Genomic DNA, 14,615 nt, shown 5'->3' with positions numbered 1-14,615 from the left:
ACGTTTACCTAAGCATCTTCGGCAAAAACATCTGCCAAAAACTGCCCCGCTGCGTCTAGAACCTCGCCATGGATCACATCGCGGTGGCGCAGCCCCCAATCGGAACAGATATTATCGTCGCCCATTAGTGCTGTTGCCGCTTTCCCGATGATCCCGCAGGTTGGCAGAAAACTGAAATGGGCCGCCTCGGGTATCCAGACATGCGCGGCGTCCGGCAGTTTTGTACCAAGATGGGATGCATCCACCGCAAACGGGATCGTATCTGCCGTCCCCAAGCCAATCGTCATGACGGGTAAATCCATTGCGGCCAGACCGTCAGCTGTCATGGCTTGTGTCAGTGCTGGATCAATGGCGAGAACCGCGTCGATCCTTGGGTCAGTCCAATCCGCTTCGTAAAGCGTGGCATCGATCGCATCAAAATCGACACTCGCTGCATTCATCCAGTCGCAATCAGGCTTTTCCATGGGCTGTGCGCAATATCGGATAAAGGCGTCTTTCGACAATGCAGCCCCACCCAATGACAATGCCGCCGCACCACCCAAGGAAAAACCGACAGCAGCAACCCGATCCATATCCGCGGACAAGTCTCCTAAAGCACCCGTCTCTAACGCATCCAATGCCGCCGTCAGATCACGCGTTCGTTGCCAGAGCATGGGCGTTTGATGCGGGTCACTGTCGCGTGACATGGTGCCTTGATGGTTCGTCGACACAACGATGGTCCCTTGTGCGGCCATGGCCGATGCGAACCATCCTGTTTGGACTGCTTTGCCGCCCGACCCATGTGAAAAGATCGCGACGGGATGCTCGCCTGACAGTGCTGGTGCGTCTAGCTGCGCTTCAAACCCATCGAACAAGGCGTTTTCTGCGAAGGTTTCGGGCGCCGCAGTGATGTCCGTCGGATACCAAACGTGCACCTCGATTGGTGCATCGCGATGCGGCGCCGTGATCGATTGGACGGTATACCCCTGTGCCACCACTTCATTTTGTGTATCGCTGGCCAAAACCATTGCCGCACCAGCTACCGTCGCTGCGGTGCAAATCCCAAGTGTCATCATGTGTCTCATGTCTGCGTCCTTTCCTGTGACATTGATCCAGCAATTGCCTACACCTTGGAAAAATACGTCCTGAAACCGTATTCAGGTCGTCCGCAAACCGATTTCAGGACTAAATCGTCTGATGATTAACCTTCCCCTACCCGTTGTTGTGAGCCTGATCCTTTGCTTTGTCCTTGTGCGGGGCTGGCTGACTGGTGTGGCACGACCTTTGTTAATCCTGCTGGCGCTTTGTGCGGCACAGGCGATGATTGCGACCCTGAACGATATCGTCACCAATCCGTTTCTGGTTAACCTGCAAGTCGCCAACGCGAGCCTGATCGCGGCCATGGCTTGGGTTGCCTATGTGACAACAACTCAGCGTGCTTTCACGTGGAAATGGGATGCACTTCATTTGGTAGCTGGACCCGCAATCATACTTGTGATCGCGAACATGCTGCCAGTGGCTTTGGATAGCATTCTGGCGCTTTGGTTCGCGGGACACGGAATCGCGATATTGAGGTCGATATCCAAAGGACCGGACGCCTTACCGAATGTCCCGCTTGAAAGCACCGAAACGGCCCGCAAGTTATGGATGGGCACGGCGCTGACGTTGCTGGCGACTGCGGCCATTGATGTGTTCATTTTCGGGGCTGTGATCGCGGGCTTCGGTGACTTGGTGCCATTCATTGTCAACATCATCTCTGCGGTCGTCTTATTGTGTCTCGGTCTGATCGGCTTGGCGCAACCGGTCACGCATACGGTCGAACACGCCCCGCCGCCCACAACACCAAAACCAGCCGATGAAGAAGCGACCGCACTTTTCGCTCGTGCGACGGCGTTGCTTGAATCCGAAAAGCTGTATCTTGATCCGGACCTCAATCTGACCCGCCTCGCGCACCGCCTGCACGTACCAGTGAAAAAACTGTCGGCCGCCATCAACCAAAGCACTGGCGAAAACGTGTCGCGTCTCATCAATGGCTACCGCATCCAAACGGTCTGCGCGGATATTTCCAACGAAAACGTGCCAATCACGCAAGCCATGTTTGCTGCGGGATTTTCAACGAAGTCGAATTTCAACACTGAATTTCGCCGCGTGACTGGGCAATCCCCGCGCGAATGGCTGCAAAACCGCAAAAATAGCGCCGCAATGCAGCGTTAGCGCAAACTACGCAGTTATACGAACTTTACAAAGGCCGTTTTGTAACTAATGGTGCCGCAACTGCGAAAGGGACGACCATGACTGACTTCAAAAAAATTCTCATTGCGAACCGCGGCGAAATCGCGATCCGCATCATGCGCGCGGCGAACGAAATGGGAAAGAAGACGGTCGCGGTTTACGCCGAAGAAGACAAATTGGGCCTGCACCGGTTCAAGGCGGACGAGGCATATCGGATCGGTGAGGGCCTTGGTCCCGTCGCCGCCTACCTGAGCATCGAAGAAATCATCCGCGTCGCAAAGATGTCGGGCGCCGATGCAATCCACCCGGGTTATGGCCTTCTGTCCGAGAACCCTGAATTTGTAGACGCCTGCGAAGCCAACGGCATCACCTTTATCGGCCCAAAGGCCGCGACAATGCGGATGTTGGGCGACAAAGCCTCTGCACGTAACGTGGCCGTTGATGCAGGCGTTCCGGTAATTCCGGCGACGGATGTGCTGGGCGACGATATGGACGCGATCAAAAAGGAAGCTGCAGAAGTTGGCTATCCTTTGATGCTGAAAGCCTCATGGGGTGGCGGCGGTCGCGGTATGCGCGCCATCAACTCTGAAGAAGAGCTTGAAGAAAAGATTCTTGAAGGGCGTCGCGAAGCCGAAGCTGCATTCGGGAACGGCGCTGGTTTCCTAGAGAAGATGATTGTGCGTGCCCGTCACGTAGAGGTCCAAATTCTCGGCGACAGCCACGGCCAAATTTACCACCTGTGGGAACGCGATTGTTCGGTTCAGCGCCGGAACCAAAAGGTCGTCGAACGCGCCCCTGCCCCGTATCTGTCCGGCACCCAGCGCGAACAAATCTGTAATCTTGGCAAGAAAATCTGTCAGCACGTGAACTACGAATGTGCCGGTACGGTCGAATTCCTGATGGATATGGACAGCGGCGAATTCTACTTCATCGAAGTAAACCCGCGCGTTCAGGTGGAACACACCGTGACCGAAGAAGTGACAGGCATCGACATCGTCCGCGCCCAAATCCTGATCGCAGAAGGCAAATCTTTGGTCGAAGCGACTGGTTGCGCGTCCCAGTACGACGTTCAACTCGATGGCCACGCGCTGCAATGCCGCGTGACAACCGAAGATCCGCAAAACAACTTCATTCCCGATTACGGTCGCATCCAGATGTATCGTTCGGCAACTGGTCCGGGCATCCGTCTTGACGGCGGCACCGCATATTCAGGCGCCGTCATCACGCGTTACTACGACTCTTTGCTGACCAAAGTGACCGCCCGCGCGCCCACACCGGAAATGGCAATCGCCCGCATGGACCGTGCGCTGCGCGAATTCCGTATTCGCGGCGTGTCGACCAACATTGCGTTTGTGGAAAACCTGCTGAAGCATCCGACTTTCTTGTCCAATGAATACCACACCAAATTCATCGACGAGACGCCAAGCCTGATGGATTTCAAAAAGCGTCGCGATCGGGCCACGAAAATCCTGACCTATGTTGCTGACATCACGGTCAACGGACATCCTGAAACGGCTGGCCGTCCGCGGCCCGCTGCCGATGTGAAACCACCTAAACCACCGGTAAAACCATCGCTTGAAGTCGTGCCCGGCACACGCAACATTCTGGACGATTTCGGTCCGGAAGCTGTGGCCAACTGGATGCGCGATCAGAACCAATTGCTGATCACCGACACCACAATGCGTGACGGTCACCAGTCCTTGCTGGCCACACGCATGCGGTCGATCGACATGATCAACGCGGCCCCTGCTTACGCGCAAAAAATGAACCAGCTGTTCTCTGTTGAATGCTGGGGCGGTGCGACGTTCGACGTGGCGTACCGGTTCTTGCAGGAATGCCCATGGCAGCGTCTGCGCGACATCCGTGCGGTGATGCCAAACATCATGACGCAAATGCTTTTGCGGGCGTCCAACGGGGTCGGCTACACTAACTACCCTGACAACGTCGTGCAAGAATTCGTGCGCCAAGCCGCAGACAGCGGCGTCGACGTGTTCCGCGTGTTCGACAGCCTGAACTGGGTTGAAAACATGCGCGTCGCGATGGATGCGGTTGGCAAGTCCGGCAAAGTGATCGAAGGTACGATCTGCTACACCGGCGATATGCTGGACCCTGCACGGGCCAAATATGACCTGAAATACTACATCGGCATGGCCAAAGAACTGGAAGCCGCAGGCGCACACGTGCTTGGTCTGAAAGATATGGCTGGCCTGCTGAAACCAGCCGCTGGTCGTGCGCTTGTCAAAGCGTTGAAAGACGAGGTCGGTCTGCCGATCCACTTCCACACACACGACACATCCGGTGCCGCCATCGCAACCGTTCTGGCGGTGTCCGAGGCGGGCGTGGATGTTGTGGATGCGGCGATGGACAGTTTTTCTGGCAACACATCGCAGCCGACACTTGGTTCTATTGTCGAGGCGCTGAAAGGCACCGACCGTGACACCGGGCTTGATGTGAAAGCGATCCGCGAGATTTCAAACTATTTTGAACAGGTCCGCGAACATTACAAAGCCTTCGAATCCGGTCTGCAAGCACCCGCATCCGAAGTCTACCTGCACGAAATGCCGGGTGGTCAGTTCACCAACCTCAAATCGCAAGCACGGTCCTTGGGTCTGGAAGAACGCTGGCATGAGGTCGCACAGACCTATGCGGACGTAAACCAAATGTTCGGCGATATCGTCAAAGTGACACCGTCTTCCAAAGTTGTGGGTGACATGGCCTTGATGATGGTGAGCCAAAACCTGACACGCGCGGATGTTGAAGACCCGAAAACCGACGTCGTCTTCCCTGACTCTGTTGTGGACATGATGAAGGGCTCGCTTGGCCAACCACCGGGCGGCTGGCCAAAGGGAATTCAGAAGAAGGTGCTGAAGGGCGAAAAGCCGTCAACAGACCGTCCCGGCCAGCACCTGCCCCCAGTCGATCTGGATGCTACCCGCAAGGAACTCAGTGATCTGCTGGATGGACGTGTCATCGACGACGAAGACCTCAACGGCTACCTGATGTACCCGAAAGTCTTCCTTGATTACATGGGCCGCCACCGGACGTATGGCCCTGTGCGCACATTGCCGACCAAGACCTTCTTCTACGGCATGGAACCGGGCGAAGAAATCGCGGCGGAAATTGACCCCGGCAAGACGCTGGAAATCCGCATGCAGGCCGTGTCCGACATGAACGAAGACGGCGAAGTTAAGGTGTTCTTCGAACTCAACGGTCAGCCACGGACAATTCGCGTGATGAACCGTCTCGCCGCGTCTGAAAAAGTGCAGCGTCCAAAAGCCGAAGCAGGCAACGCAGATCACATCGGCGCACCAATGCCGGGTGTTGTGGCGACCGTTGCTGTTTCCGCAGGTCAAAAAGTCAAAGAAGGCGATCTGCTGCTGACCATCGAAGCGATGAAAATGGAAACCGGTATCCACGCAGACCGCGACGCGACGATCAAAACTGTTCACGTAGCGGCTGGTGGCCAGATCGACGCCAAAGACCTGCTCGTCGAGCTTGAATAAATCTAATCGGCAGCGGGGCATGGTCCTCGCTGCCTTTCTTTTGGCCGCAAATATCCTGGGAGTTTGAGGGCAAAGCCCTCACATTTTTCATCAGAAAAATACCTAGCCGCGCATGATCCGGCCCTATAGCCTGCGATGACATATCACAGGACATAGACATGCTTCCCATCACATCGCTCTACGTGGGTCTTCTGACCCTCATCTTTCTGGCGCTATCGTACCGCGTTATCTTTTTCCGGCGTGCCAATCGCGTCTCGCTTGGCGATGCGGACAGCAAAGATCTGCGCCAACGGGTGCGCGGTCAGGCGAACTTTACCGAATATACACCGATTGGCCTGATCATTCTGGCCTGCGTCGAACTGCAAGGTGCTCCCGGTTTGGCAGTTCATATCCTTGGTCTGATGCTGTTTGCGGGCCGGTTGCTGCACGCCATGGCGTTCTGGGTGCACCCGATGAATTTCTCTTACCGGACATACGGCATGATTCTGACCACATTGATGCAGGCCGTTGGCGCTGTCGGTCTGATTCTGCATAGCCTGCTATGACGAAACATCTTTCCATGCTCGCGATCCTCGTGCCCGACTACGACGCGGGGATCGCATTCTTTGTTGGCACGCTTGGCTTTGACCTGCTGCAAGATGACAGGATTGATGAAACAAAGCGCTGGGTCCGCGTCGGCCACCCGGACAACCAAACCAATTTCCTGCTGGCACGCGCTGTGGGCGATCAGCGCGATTACATCGGCAAACAAGGCGGCGACCGTGTTTGGCTGTTTCTTGAAACGGATGATTTCGCAAATGATCACGCGGCGATGGTGGCAAAAGGCGTCCATTTCGAAGAAACGCCGCGTGTTGAACCCTACGGGACCGTTGCCGTCTTCCAAGATCCGTTCGGCAATCGCTGGGATCTCATCGAATTTGCGCAAGCTGCGGATTAATTTCGAAAAAATGAATCTTGGGTCGAAATTTCTTGGCCCAAGATTCGCAAAATGACTAACTGCTTCAAGCACCTTCGGCCAACGATTCACGCAACTACGGTATCATCGCACCACAGGGCGATCGATCTTGCTGCCATGACGTGTAAAATTTGCGCCGCTCCTCATGATCCAGCAAAAACCTGCGGCCCTAAATGCCCTATAAATAAGGCCTTCCGGCCCAAAATTAGAAAAATGTGAAATCAGTGTAATTTTGGTCTTGCGGCCATCCGCAACACCCCTTAAATCCCCCCTTACCAACAGGAAGCGGGCGTAGCTCAGGGGTAGAGCATAACCTTGCCAAGGTTAGGGTCGGGCGTTCGAATCGCCTCGCCCGCTCCAAGTTGGATACTCACCTACCCAGTGAGTGTCACGGCAGGGTCGCCTTCAGGCGGCCCTTCGTCGTTTCTGGACCAATATTTTCAAGCACTTAACGCGAATGGTTGTGACTGCCGCCCAGGCAGTCCGATGGACCGATGCCGGATCAAAGCAGCCAACCGGTCCGGTGCATCTAAAGGTACCGCGTGACCGCAGTTCGCCCAAACTTCGACTTTTGCGCGTGGCAGACGCCGCTTCACTGTTTGCAGAAAACGTGCGGTGGGCGTTGTGTCATCCGCATCCCCGATGACAAAGGTGATCCGGTCTTGAAGGTCGACCAAACGTGGATCGCCCCAGAAAGATTGCGCCGCTGATTTGTACTGCCGCAACCGTTTGATCTGTGCCCTGCTTTCAAGCAACCCGTGCACTTGGGCCATTGCGTGCTGTAGAAGCGCAGCTTCGCCTTTGATCGCACCATGTTGGACGTAAAGACCTTTGATCCACTGACGTACGAACGCTTTGCGTAATGGAACCATCCCGCGACTGTAATCAAACGGCGGGGCCGTCAGGATCAACTGATCGTCATCGCCCGCTAACGCAACAGCCAAGGCGCACCCGATGGAATTGCCGACACGCACCGTCGGTCGCAGTCCCGTGTCGCGCAGATCTTCGACAGCATCGCTATAGTCTTGATCCAGAAACGGAATATCTGGCGCGTGGCACCGACCGACGCCATTCTCAAGCCGCGCAACGACCTGCGCAAAATGACGGTGGTCCCCGATCAGACCGTGGTAAAAGTGGATCATGACGCAATCCTTTGTATCTGGAATGCCGTCACCCTATGACAGCCGACGCATCCGCCAAAGTCGGGTATTCCTGCCTTCTCGCCACATCTGTCCATATTCGTCACGCACCATCTTGGCCCCTGCCCGCCGCACGCCTATAAGCGGCCTGCAACGCCTACGGAGGTTCCCATGCGGACTGCAACGATCACGCGCAAAACGGCTGAAACCGACATCACCGTTACCCTAAACCTTGATGGCACAGGGATTTATGACAACCAGACGGGTGTGGGTTTCTTTGACCACATGCTGGACCAGCTGTCGCGCCATGCGTTGATTGATATGACAGTACGGGCATCGGGTGACCTGCACATCGACGACCACCACACGGTCGAGGACGTGGGCATCGCCATTGGCCAAGCCTTGACCGAAGCGATGGGCGATAAAAAGGGCATCGTGCGCTACGGGTCGTGTCACCTTGCGATGGACGACGCGCAAGTCCGCTGTGCGCTTGATCTGTCCGCACGCCCCTATCTGATCTGCAACCTTGATCTGCCATTCGGCAAGATCGGAACGTTCGACACGGAACTGGTTCGCGAGTTTTTCCAAGCGCTGTCGACACACGGCGGCATCACGCTGCACATCGACAAGCTGCACGGGTTTAACGCCCACCACATCGTCGAAGCCGCGTTTAAGTCCGTAGCGCGCGCGTTGCGCGATGCGCTGGAAACCGATCCACGTAAAGCAGACGCTATTCCGTCGACTAAGGGTGCTCTATGACCACTGTTCTGATCGATTACGACAGCGGCAATTTGCATTCGGCGCAAAAGGCGTTTGAACGAATGGCTGCGGAGGTTGGCAGTGGCGCAATTCACGTCACCGCCGACCCTGACATCGTGGCCAAGGCCGACCGGATCGTGTTGCCAGGCGACGGTGCATTCCCGCATTGCCGCGCTGAATTGCTGGCACGCACGGGACTTGGCGATGCAATCACAGAGGCCGTGACCGCGCGCGCCGTCCCCTTCATGGGTATTTGCGTCGGCATGCAGATGCTCGCGACAACAGGTCACGAATATGAACCAACCGCTGGTTTTGGCTGGATTGCAGGCGATATTCGCAAAATAACACCATCCGACCCTTCCTTGAAGATTCCGCATATGGGCTGGAACGATCTGGTGATCGACAATCCGCATCCGGTTCTTGAGGGCATTGAAACAGGCGAGCACGCGTATTTCGTCCATTCCTATGCGATGACGGTCACCAATCCGGCTGAACGTCTGGCGCATGTTGATTACGCAGGCGACATCACTGCTATTGTCGGACGAGACAATATCATCGGGATGCAGTTCCATCCCGAGAAGAGCCAAGACACTGGCCTGCGAATGATTGGCAACTTCCTGTCGTGGAAGCCGTAAACGGCGACGGTTTGCTCGTCGGGAAACCCTGACTACCGTTATGAGCCAAGTTGCGTTAGCTTTCTGGAAACAACCCTAGAAAGCTACTCATGTTTCAGCGTTTGATGTGTCTCGCCCTTGCCTGCTCTGTCGCCAGTTGCGGTTTCATTCCCGTAAGATCGCCAGAGGTCGCAGCGCAATCGCAAGGCACACGCGACGACATTGGACTTTACCCTGGTGAAACCCGCGAAATGCGGACCTTGGTGCAGAAATATGCGGCCTGCCACGGCATTCCCGAAAGTCTGCTGCACCGCGTGATCCAACGCGAAAGCGATTATCGTGCGGGTGCACGCAACGGTCCTTACTGGGGTTTGATGCAGATTTTGCCGCAGACTGCCCGCACGATGGGGCATCGCGGCACGCCAGACAGCCTGCTGAATGCGGAAACGAATTTGCTTTATGCGGGACGATATCTGCGTGGGGCTTGGTTGCTTTCAAATGGCGACGAAGCAACGGCTGTCAGTTGGTATGCGCGCGGATATTATTACGCAGCGCGGGATCGCGACCTACTTGTCGAAACTGGCCTGCGTCCCGGTGGGGAACGAAGCTGCACCGCTGAGGCGCAACTTCTGTAGGATTTAGCGTACACGCGTCCACGTCTGTGAACGGCTTGTCAGCGCTGTGCAAACACCAACACAACCGCGAACAACCATTGAATTGTTACCGTTCATGGTCATGTCGGATTTGTACGTTTTGTCTGTATCAGGCGCCCAGATCGTGCCGCCGGTATAAGATCCGCCACCCTGCGGTGACATGCCCTGAATGATCGTCCGGCCAACAATGGACGTGTTGTCGTTGCCAACCACTTGCGTGATTTCACCGCACACGTTTGCCCCACACGGTCCAAGGCGTACGTGGATGTAACCACCGGTTTCGCCCGGCTGGGATTTCCATTCGCCATAGACGGCTTCTTGCGCCACAGCAGTGGTCGCCATCGACATCGCAGCAACCGCCGCCAATACCAAAGTCTTCATTTTCTCTTCCTCCCGTAAGTGATGTCGCAGATTGGGCGCGAGCACGGTCGCAAAGCAACAATGACGTTGGGTCGGGCACGCATTGCATTCCACGCCCCCGACTGTAGAAAGCGGCCAAGCAACCGGAGTAGTGCCATGATCCTTTATCCCGCAATTGATCTTAAAGACGGTAACGCTGTGCGGCTTGTGCACGGCGATATGGATCAAACAACCGTCTTCAACGACGATCCGGCCGCACAGGCGCGCAGCTTTGTTGAAGCGGGTTGCGAATGGCTGCACCTTGTTGACCTGAACGGTGCGTTTGCAGGGGAACCGGTAAACGCCGCACCAGTTGAGGCGATCCTAAAGGCCTGCAAGGTCCCGACACAATTGGGTGGCGGTATCCGCGACATGGCCACGATCGAACGTTGGCTGGACCGCGGTTTGACCCGCGTGATTCTTGGCACGGTCGCTGTCGAAAACCCGGATTTGGTGCGCGAAGCTGCAAAGGCGTTCCCGAACCAAGTAGCTGTCGGCCTTGATGCACGTAACGGCCGTGTCGCCACACGCGGCTGGGCTGAAGAAACCGACGTCATGGTTACCGATCTGGCCAAATCCTTTGAGGACGCAGGGATTGCCGCGATCATCTACACTGACATTCTGCGTGATGGTGCGATGAAGGGCCCAAATATTGATGCGACTGCCGCGCTCGCCCGTGCCGTCGATATCCCGGTGATCGCGTCTGGCGGTGTGTCGTCGCTTGCAGACCTCAAAGCGCTCAAAGAAACAAACGTGATTTCCGGCGCAATTTCGGGCCGTGCGCTTTATGATGGGGCCATCGATCTGGCCGAAGCAATGGCCCTGATCACTGCATAACAAAACAAGGGGCAGCGGTTACGCCGCCCCTTTTTCCGAAAATCCGCAAAGAAGCCGTTGGGCCTACTCCGCGATGGCCTTGCCGGTCAGCATTGCCAATGCACCCGTCATGCGCTGAGCAAATTCAGCGTCCAACGGCACATCCAACCCGTCAAACAATGTCTCGACGCTTTCGTAAGCGACAACCGTCCCATTGTCGCCCGCGTACACCAGCACGCGCAGCGGTAATTGCAGACCCGCGTGAATGTCAGCCTGCATCGCAGGCGTGCCGAGCCGTGGATTGCCAAAAATCAACAGCTCCGCATCTGTAAGCTCCATCTCGACCGATGCCGCCCCTGCGCCGTGGTTGACACGCGCAAATACAGTCGCACCCGCGCCTTCAACAGCAGCCTGAAGCGCGTCCATCGTGGCAGATACGGATTTAGGCGAATTTTGAGTGATCGTCTCGGCCATCAATGGGGCTCCAATCAGGGAAAGTGCCGTCGTCATGGCAGTCAGTATACGTTTCATCGTTTTCTCCTCATAAGGGAGCCCAACACATGACACAGCACCTTTCCAAGCGATACGATTCCCCCTAAACCTCACGGCATGTTGAAAACACGCATCATCCCCTGCCTGGACGTCGCCGAAGGGCGTGTCGTGAAAGGCGTGAACTTTGTGGACCTTATCGACGCGGGCGATCCCGTTGATGCGGCCATCGCCTATAACGCAGCCGGCGCCGACGAACTTTGCTTCCTCGACATTATGGCCACCGAAGAAAATCGGGGCACGATGTTCGATCTGGCAACGCGGACCGCCGAACAATGTTTCATGCCGTTGACGATTGGCGGCGGGGTACGAACACATCACGATGTGCGCAACCTTCTACTCGCAGGGGCCGACAAGGTTAGTTTCAATTCAGCAGCGGTGGCCAATCCAGACGTGGTGGCAGAAGCCGCGATGCGTTTCGGCAGCCAATGTATCGTTGTGGCGATTGACGCAAAGACCGTGGAACCGGGCCGCTGGGAAATCTTCACCCACGGGGGGCGCCGTGCCACCGGCATCGACGCCGTGGAATTCGCACGCACAGTTGTGGAAAAAGGCGCAGGTGAGATCCTTCTGACTTCCATGGACCGCGACGGCACGAAATCGGGCTTCAACCTGCCACTGACCCGCGCCGTCAGCGACGCAGTCAACGTGCCTGTCATTGCATCAGGCGGTGTTGGCACGCTGGATCACCTTGTTGAAGGCGTCACCGAAGGCGGCGCATCCGCCGTACTCGCGGCGTCCATCTTCCACTTCGGCACCTACTCCATAGCAGAGGCGAAGACCCACATGGAAAACGCCGGCATCCCGATGAGAACCGCATGAGCATTCACGACCTCGCCGCCACAATCGCCGCCCGCAAAGGCGCAGATCCGGACAGCAGCTGGACCGCAAAACTGCTCGCCAAGGGTCCGGAAAAGTGCGCGGAAAAGTTCGGTGAAGAATCGATCGAAGCGATCATCGAAGCCATCAAAGGCGACAAAGCGAAACTGACCTCGGAAGCCGCTGATGCGATTTACCACTTGCTGGTGATGTGCGCCGCGCGTGACGTCACACTCGCCGATATCGAAGCCGAACTCGCATCGCGGACCACACAGTCCGGCATCGCCGAAAAGGCGTCTCGCTAACTTCTTTTGGTCAAAAATATCTCGGGGATCACAAGGGGCAGCGCCCCTTCATAATTTCGAAGAAATTATTCCGGTGTTGAACCCACCCATCCGCAATTCGCCCATCAGCCGCTGATATTCAATCTTCGGACAACGGTTCTGGACAACATCAACACCGCGCGCCTCTGCCACGGCTGCGGCACCGGCGTGTTCCACACCAATCTGCATCCAGATCGTCTGTAAATCAGGCCACCGCGCCAGTGCCTCGTTAACAATGCCCGGCACCGCGTCCGATCTGCGGAAAATATCGACCATATCAACGGCGTCAGGGATGCTTTGTAAATCGGGGTACACTTTTTCCCCAAAAAGCGTTTGTCCTGCGATCCCAGGGTTTACCGGAATAATCCGATAACCTTTCAGCTGCAGGTACCTCGCCACAAAATAGCTTGGCCGGACTTCTTTGGCAGACACCCCGACAATTGCGATTGTTTTGGCACGGCGCAGGATCCTGCGCAGAAAGTCATCTGAATACGTCATGGTTCACCCTAGACCGCGGTCCCGAAAGAAAAAAGCGCCCAGGGAAAACCCGGGCGCAAGGTATGGAACGAGGGACAGTAAGACAGACAGGCAGGTTCCGATGCCGTGTCTTATTACGAATTTGGGGTTAGTATTCGCATATCCAAGAGTTGATCAGCAAAACGTGAACACGTTCTTAACGCGCATGATCAGTCAAAGATGTCTTCGACAACGTCCCAAACCTCTGACCATATCTTGCGGCCAAGGCTTTTGGATTTCCGGCGCTTACCGGGTTTCACGCGATGTTTGGCGTTCTCATAATCGCGAACCTTTTGCGGCTTTGGGCGATGAGATACCGCTTTTGGGCGCACAGGCTCCGCTGCCTTTTGCGGGAGAATCTTAAGCGCATGTAGCGGCGCACCACATGTGCTGCAGCTAAGTTCGTGCCGCTCTGATCCGCGTAACACCAAAGCCGCTTTCGTTCCGCAATAGCAACATGTCCCAACCTTGGTGATCGTCATCCAGCAGCCCTTTTTGCTTACCCTTTAGAAGCATATAGGGCGACAGCCGCCGCATTTGAGACGTTGAGCGACCCAAATCCGCCCGCATAGTCAATTTTCACCAAAGAATCGCAGGTCTCCAGCGTTTTTTCGCGCAAACCCGGTCCTTCGGCGCCCATCACGAGCGCAATGGCGCGGTCGCGCTTACCTTCGACAGCCTGTTCGATTGTCTGTTCAGCGGTCCCATCAAGGCCCAGCACCAGATACCCCATGTCTTTCAGTGCAATCATCGTGTCGGCCAGATTGCGGACCCGCACGTAGGGTTGCCGTTCCAACGCACCACTGGCGGTTTTTGCCAAAGCACCTGTTTCGGGGGCAGCATGGCGGTTCATCGCAACCACGGCCCGTGCGCCAAACACTTCAGCAGACCGCAGAATCGCCCCGACGTTATGCGGGTCGGTTACACGGTCGAGCAGAACAATGCGCGGTGGACCTGAATCATCCGCACCACCCAGCGCGATGTCTTCGATTTTGCCCCAATCCAGCGGTTTCACTTCCAAAGCAGCCCCTTGGTGGACTGACTGCGGATCAAGCGGTGCCGCAAATTTACGTGGATCAGAGATTTCAGGCTCAATGCCCGCCTTCCCGATCGCATCAGCTAGTTTGTCCATCGCATTGCGCGTCACAACAAGCCGCAGCTTCACACGTTTGGGATTTTCAAGCGCGTCACGCACCGCATGGATGCCAAACAACCAGACTGTTTCATTCGCAGCCACCCGTTTTGCTTGTTCTTTTGCAACAACCCACTTTGGCTTTTTCATCTGTTTTCCTGACGCTTTGAGACCCCGCTGCCTACCGCGTTCGAAACAAACTGTGAAGGGGGGCAAAAGAGTGGCTT

At 56.1% G+C, this 14,615-nt stretch carries 17 protein-coding genes and 1 tRNA gene; 11 read left to right on the top strand and 7 right to left on the bottom strand.

The features are described 5' to 3' along the window. Positions 1–8: 8 nt before the first annotated feature. Complete coding sequence (locus MWU61_RS02620) at positions 9–1,064, bottom strand: hypothetical protein (protein ID WP_247126566.1); 1,056 nt, start codon at positions 1,062–1,064, stop codon at positions 9–11. Between the two features lie 112 nt (positions 1,065–1,176). On the opposite strand from MWU61_RS02620, the gene MWU61_RS02615 reads away from it, so the two are divergent. The 5 genes from MWU61_RS02615 to MWU61_RS02595 all read left to right on the top strand — a co-directional run bounded on the left by MWU61_RS02615 (position 1,177) and on the right by MWU61_RS02595 (position 7,029). Continuing rightward, positions 1,177–2,193 (top strand): AraC family transcriptional regulator, encoded by a 1,017-nt coding sequence (locus tag MWU61_RS02615; RefSeq protein WP_247126564.1) that lies wholly within the window; start codon positions 1,177–1,179, stop codon positions 2,191–2,193. A 77-nt stretch (positions 2,194–2,270) separates the two neighbouring features. After that, on the top strand, positions 2,271–5,714 hold the full coding sequence (locus MWU61_RS02610; RefSeq protein WP_247126562.1) for a pyruvate carboxylase: 3,444 nt from the start codon (positions 2,271–2,273) through the stop codon (positions 5,712–5,714). A gap of 158 nt (positions 5,715–5,872) precedes the next feature. Then, complete coding sequence (locus tag MWU61_RS02605; RefSeq protein WP_247126560.1) at positions 5,873–6,259, top strand: MAPEG family protein; 387 nt, start codon at positions 5,873–5,875, stop codon at positions 6,257–6,259. Then, on the top strand, positions 6,256–6,651 hold the full coding sequence (locus tag MWU61_RS02600) for a VOC family protein (protein WP_247126558.1): 396 nt from the start codon (positions 6,256–6,258) through the stop codon (positions 6,649–6,651). The genes MWU61_RS02605 and MWU61_RS02600 overlap by 4 nt, the downstream gene beginning before the upstream one ends. Positions 6,652–6,954: 303 nt before the next feature. Then, positions 6,955–7,029: transfer RNA gene (locus MWU61_RS02595), tRNA-Gly, on the top strand. An 80-nt stretch (positions 7,030–7,109) separates the two neighbouring features. Here the strand turns inward: MWU61_RS02595 and MWU61_RS02590 are convergent. After that, positions 7,110–7,811: an alpha/beta hydrolase gene (locus MWU61_RS02590; RefSeq protein WP_247126556.1), complete on the bottom strand. Its 702-nt coding sequence runs from the start codon at positions 7,809–7,811 to the stop codon at positions 7,110–7,112. A gap of 168 nt (positions 7,812–7,979) precedes the next feature. On the opposite strand from MWU61_RS02590, the gene hisB reads away from it, so the two are divergent. The 3 genes from hisB (at position 7,980) to MWU61_RS02575 (ending at position 9,816) form a co-directional block, all read left to right on the top strand. Then, the gene (hisB, locus tag MWU61_RS02585) at positions 7,980–8,567 is read left to right on the top strand and encodes an imidazoleglycerol-phosphate dehydratase HisB (protein WP_247126555.1); all 588 of its coding nucleotides are present in this window, start codon (positions 7,980–7,982) and stop codon (positions 8,565–8,567) included. Continuing rightward, on the top strand, positions 8,564–9,202 hold the full coding sequence (hisH, locus tag MWU61_RS02580; protein WP_247126553.1) for an imidazole glycerol phosphate synthase subunit HisH: 639 nt from the start codon (positions 8,564–8,566) through the stop codon (positions 9,200–9,202). Before hisB ends, hisH begins: the two co-directional genes overlap by 4 nt. An 89-nt stretch (positions 9,203–9,291) precedes the next feature. After that, complete coding sequence (locus MWU61_RS02575) at positions 9,292–9,816, top strand: transglycosylase SLT domain-containing protein (RefSeq protein WP_247126551.1); 525 nt, start codon at positions 9,292–9,294, stop codon at positions 9,814–9,816. A 3-nt stretch (positions 9,817–9,819) separates the two neighbouring features. Here MWU61_RS02575 and MWU61_RS02570 read toward each other — a convergent pair whose 3' ends face one another. Beyond that, positions 9,820–10,215, bottom strand: a complete 396-nt coding sequence (locus MWU61_RS02570; protein ID WP_247126549.1) for a DUF2147 domain-containing protein — start codon at positions 10,213–10,215, stop codon at positions 9,820–9,822. Positions 10,216–10,350: 135 nt separating this feature from the next. On the opposite strand from MWU61_RS02570, the gene hisA reads away from it, so the two are divergent. Beyond that, on the top strand, positions 10,351–11,070 hold the full coding sequence (hisA, locus tag MWU61_RS02565) for a 1-(5-phosphoribosyl)-5-[(5-phosphoribosylamino)methylideneamino]imidazole-4-carboxamide isomerase (RefSeq protein WP_247126547.1): 720 nt from the start codon (positions 10,351–10,353) through the stop codon (positions 11,068–11,070). 63 nt (positions 11,071–11,133) lie between these two features. Here hisA and MWU61_RS02560 read toward each other — a convergent pair whose 3' ends face one another. Next, a complete protein-coding gene (locus tag MWU61_RS02560; protein WP_247126545.1) occupies positions 11,134–11,580 on the bottom strand; it encodes a DUF302 domain-containing protein in 447 nt (148 codons plus the stop codon). Between the two features lie 78 nt (positions 11,581–11,658). Between MWU61_RS02560 and hisF the strand changes: the two genes are divergently transcribed. Both hisF and MWU61_RS02550 read left to right on the top strand, forming a co-directional pair. Next, positions 11,659–12,420, top strand: a complete 762-nt coding sequence (gene hisF, locus MWU61_RS02555; RefSeq protein WP_247126543.1) for an imidazole glycerol phosphate synthase subunit HisF — start codon at positions 11,659–11,661, stop codon at positions 12,418–12,420. Beyond that, entirely contained in the window at positions 12,417–12,722 is a 306-nt protein-coding gene (locus tag MWU61_RS02550; protein ID WP_247126541.1) for a phosphoribosyl-ATP diphosphatase, read from the top strand. Before hisF ends, MWU61_RS02550 begins: the two co-directional genes overlap by 4 nt. 48 nt (positions 12,723–12,770) lie before the next feature. Here MWU61_RS02550 and MWU61_RS02545 read toward each other — a convergent pair whose 3' ends face one another. The 3 genes from MWU61_RS02545 to rlmB all read right to left on the bottom strand — a co-directional run bounded on the left by MWU61_RS02545 (position 12,771) and on the right by rlmB (position 14,538). Further along, entirely contained in the window at positions 12,771–13,238 is a 468-nt protein-coding gene (locus MWU61_RS02545) for a CoA-binding protein (RefSeq protein ID WP_247126539.1), read from the bottom strand. Positions 13,239–13,426: 188 nt separating this feature from the next. Next, positions 13,427–13,738, bottom strand: a complete 312-nt coding sequence (locus MWU61_RS02540) for a hypothetical protein (RefSeq protein ID WP_247126537.1) — start codon at positions 13,736–13,738, stop codon at positions 13,427–13,429. A gap of 17 nt (positions 13,739–13,755) precedes the next feature. Continuing rightward, positions 13,756–14,538, bottom strand: coding sequence for a 23S rRNA (guanosine(2251)-2'-O)-methyltransferase RlmB (gene rlmB, locus MWU61_RS02535; protein WP_247126536.1), 783 nt, complete (start codon positions 14,536–14,538; stop codon positions 13,756–13,758). Positions 14,539–14,615 lie beyond the last annotated feature (77 nt).

This window comes from Loktanella sp. F6476L, from assembly GCF_023015725.1.
Classification (GTDB): Bacteria; Pseudomonadota; Alphaproteobacteria; order Rhodobacterales; family Rhodobacteraceae; genus Yoonia.
Note: the sequence above shows the minus strand (reverse complement) of the source record. Positions and strands in the feature narration are given on the sequence as shown.

Coding starts and splice junctions, on each gene's coding strand:
- MWU61_RS02545 (WP_247126539.1), bottom strand. CDS start 13,238: ATGACGTATTCAGATGACTTTCTGCGCAGGATCCTGCGCCGTGCCAAA.
- MWU61_RS02575 (WP_247126551.1), top strand. CDS start 9,292: ATGTTTCAGCGTTTGATGTGTCTCGCCCTTGCCTGCTCTGTCGCCAGT.
- rlmB (WP_247126536.1), bottom strand. CDS start 14,538: ATGAAAAAGCCAAAGTGGGTTGTTGCAAAAGAACAAGCAAAACGGGTG.
- MWU61_RS02615 (WP_247126564.1), top strand. CDS start 1,177: ATGATTAACCTTCCCCTACCCGTTGTTGTGAGCCTGATCCTTTGCTTT.
- MWU61_RS02550 (WP_247126541.1), top strand. CDS start 12,417: ATGAGCATTCACGACCTCGCCGCCACAATCGCCGCCCGCAAAGGCGCA.
- MWU61_RS02610 (WP_247126562.1), top strand. CDS start 2,271: ATGACTGACTTCAAAAAAATTCTCATTGCGAACCGCGGCGAAATCGCG.
- MWU61_RS02570 (WP_247126549.1), bottom strand. CDS start 10,215: ATGAAGACTTTGGTATTGGCGGCGGTTGCTGCGATGTCGATGGCGACC.
- hisB (WP_247126555.1), top strand. CDS start 7,980: ATGCGGACTGCAACGATCACGCGCAAAACGGCTGAAACCGACATCACC.
- hisA (WP_247126547.1), top strand. CDS start 10,351: ATGATCCTTTATCCCGCAATTGATCTTAAAGACGGTAACGCTGTGCGG.
- MWU61_RS02600 (WP_247126558.1), top strand. CDS start 6,256: ATGACGAAACATCTTTCCATGCTCGCGATCCTCGTGCCCGACTACGAC.
- MWU61_RS02540 (WP_247126537.1), bottom strand. CDS start 13,738: ATGACGATCACCAAGGTTGGGACATGTTGCTATTGCGGAACGAAAGCG.
- MWU61_RS02620 (WP_247126566.1), bottom strand. CDS start 1,064: ATGAGACACATGATGACACTTGGGATTTGCACCGCAGCGACGGTAGCT.
- hisH (WP_247126553.1), top strand. CDS start 8,564: ATGACCACTGTTCTGATCGATTACGACAGCGGCAATTTGCATTCGGCG.
- MWU61_RS02590 (WP_247126556.1), bottom strand. CDS start 7,811: ATGATCCACTTTTACCACGGTCTGATCGGGGACCACCGTCATTTTGCG.
- MWU61_RS02605 (WP_247126560.1), top strand. CDS start 5,873: ATGCTTCCCATCACATCGCTCTACGTGGGTCTTCTGACCCTCATCTTT.
- hisF (WP_247126543.1), top strand. CDS start 11,659: ATGTTGAAAACACGCATCATCCCCTGCCTGGACGTCGCCGAAGGGCGT.
- MWU61_RS02560 (WP_247126545.1), bottom strand. CDS start 11,580: ATGAAACGTATACTGACTGCCATGACGACGGCACTTTCCCTGATTGGA.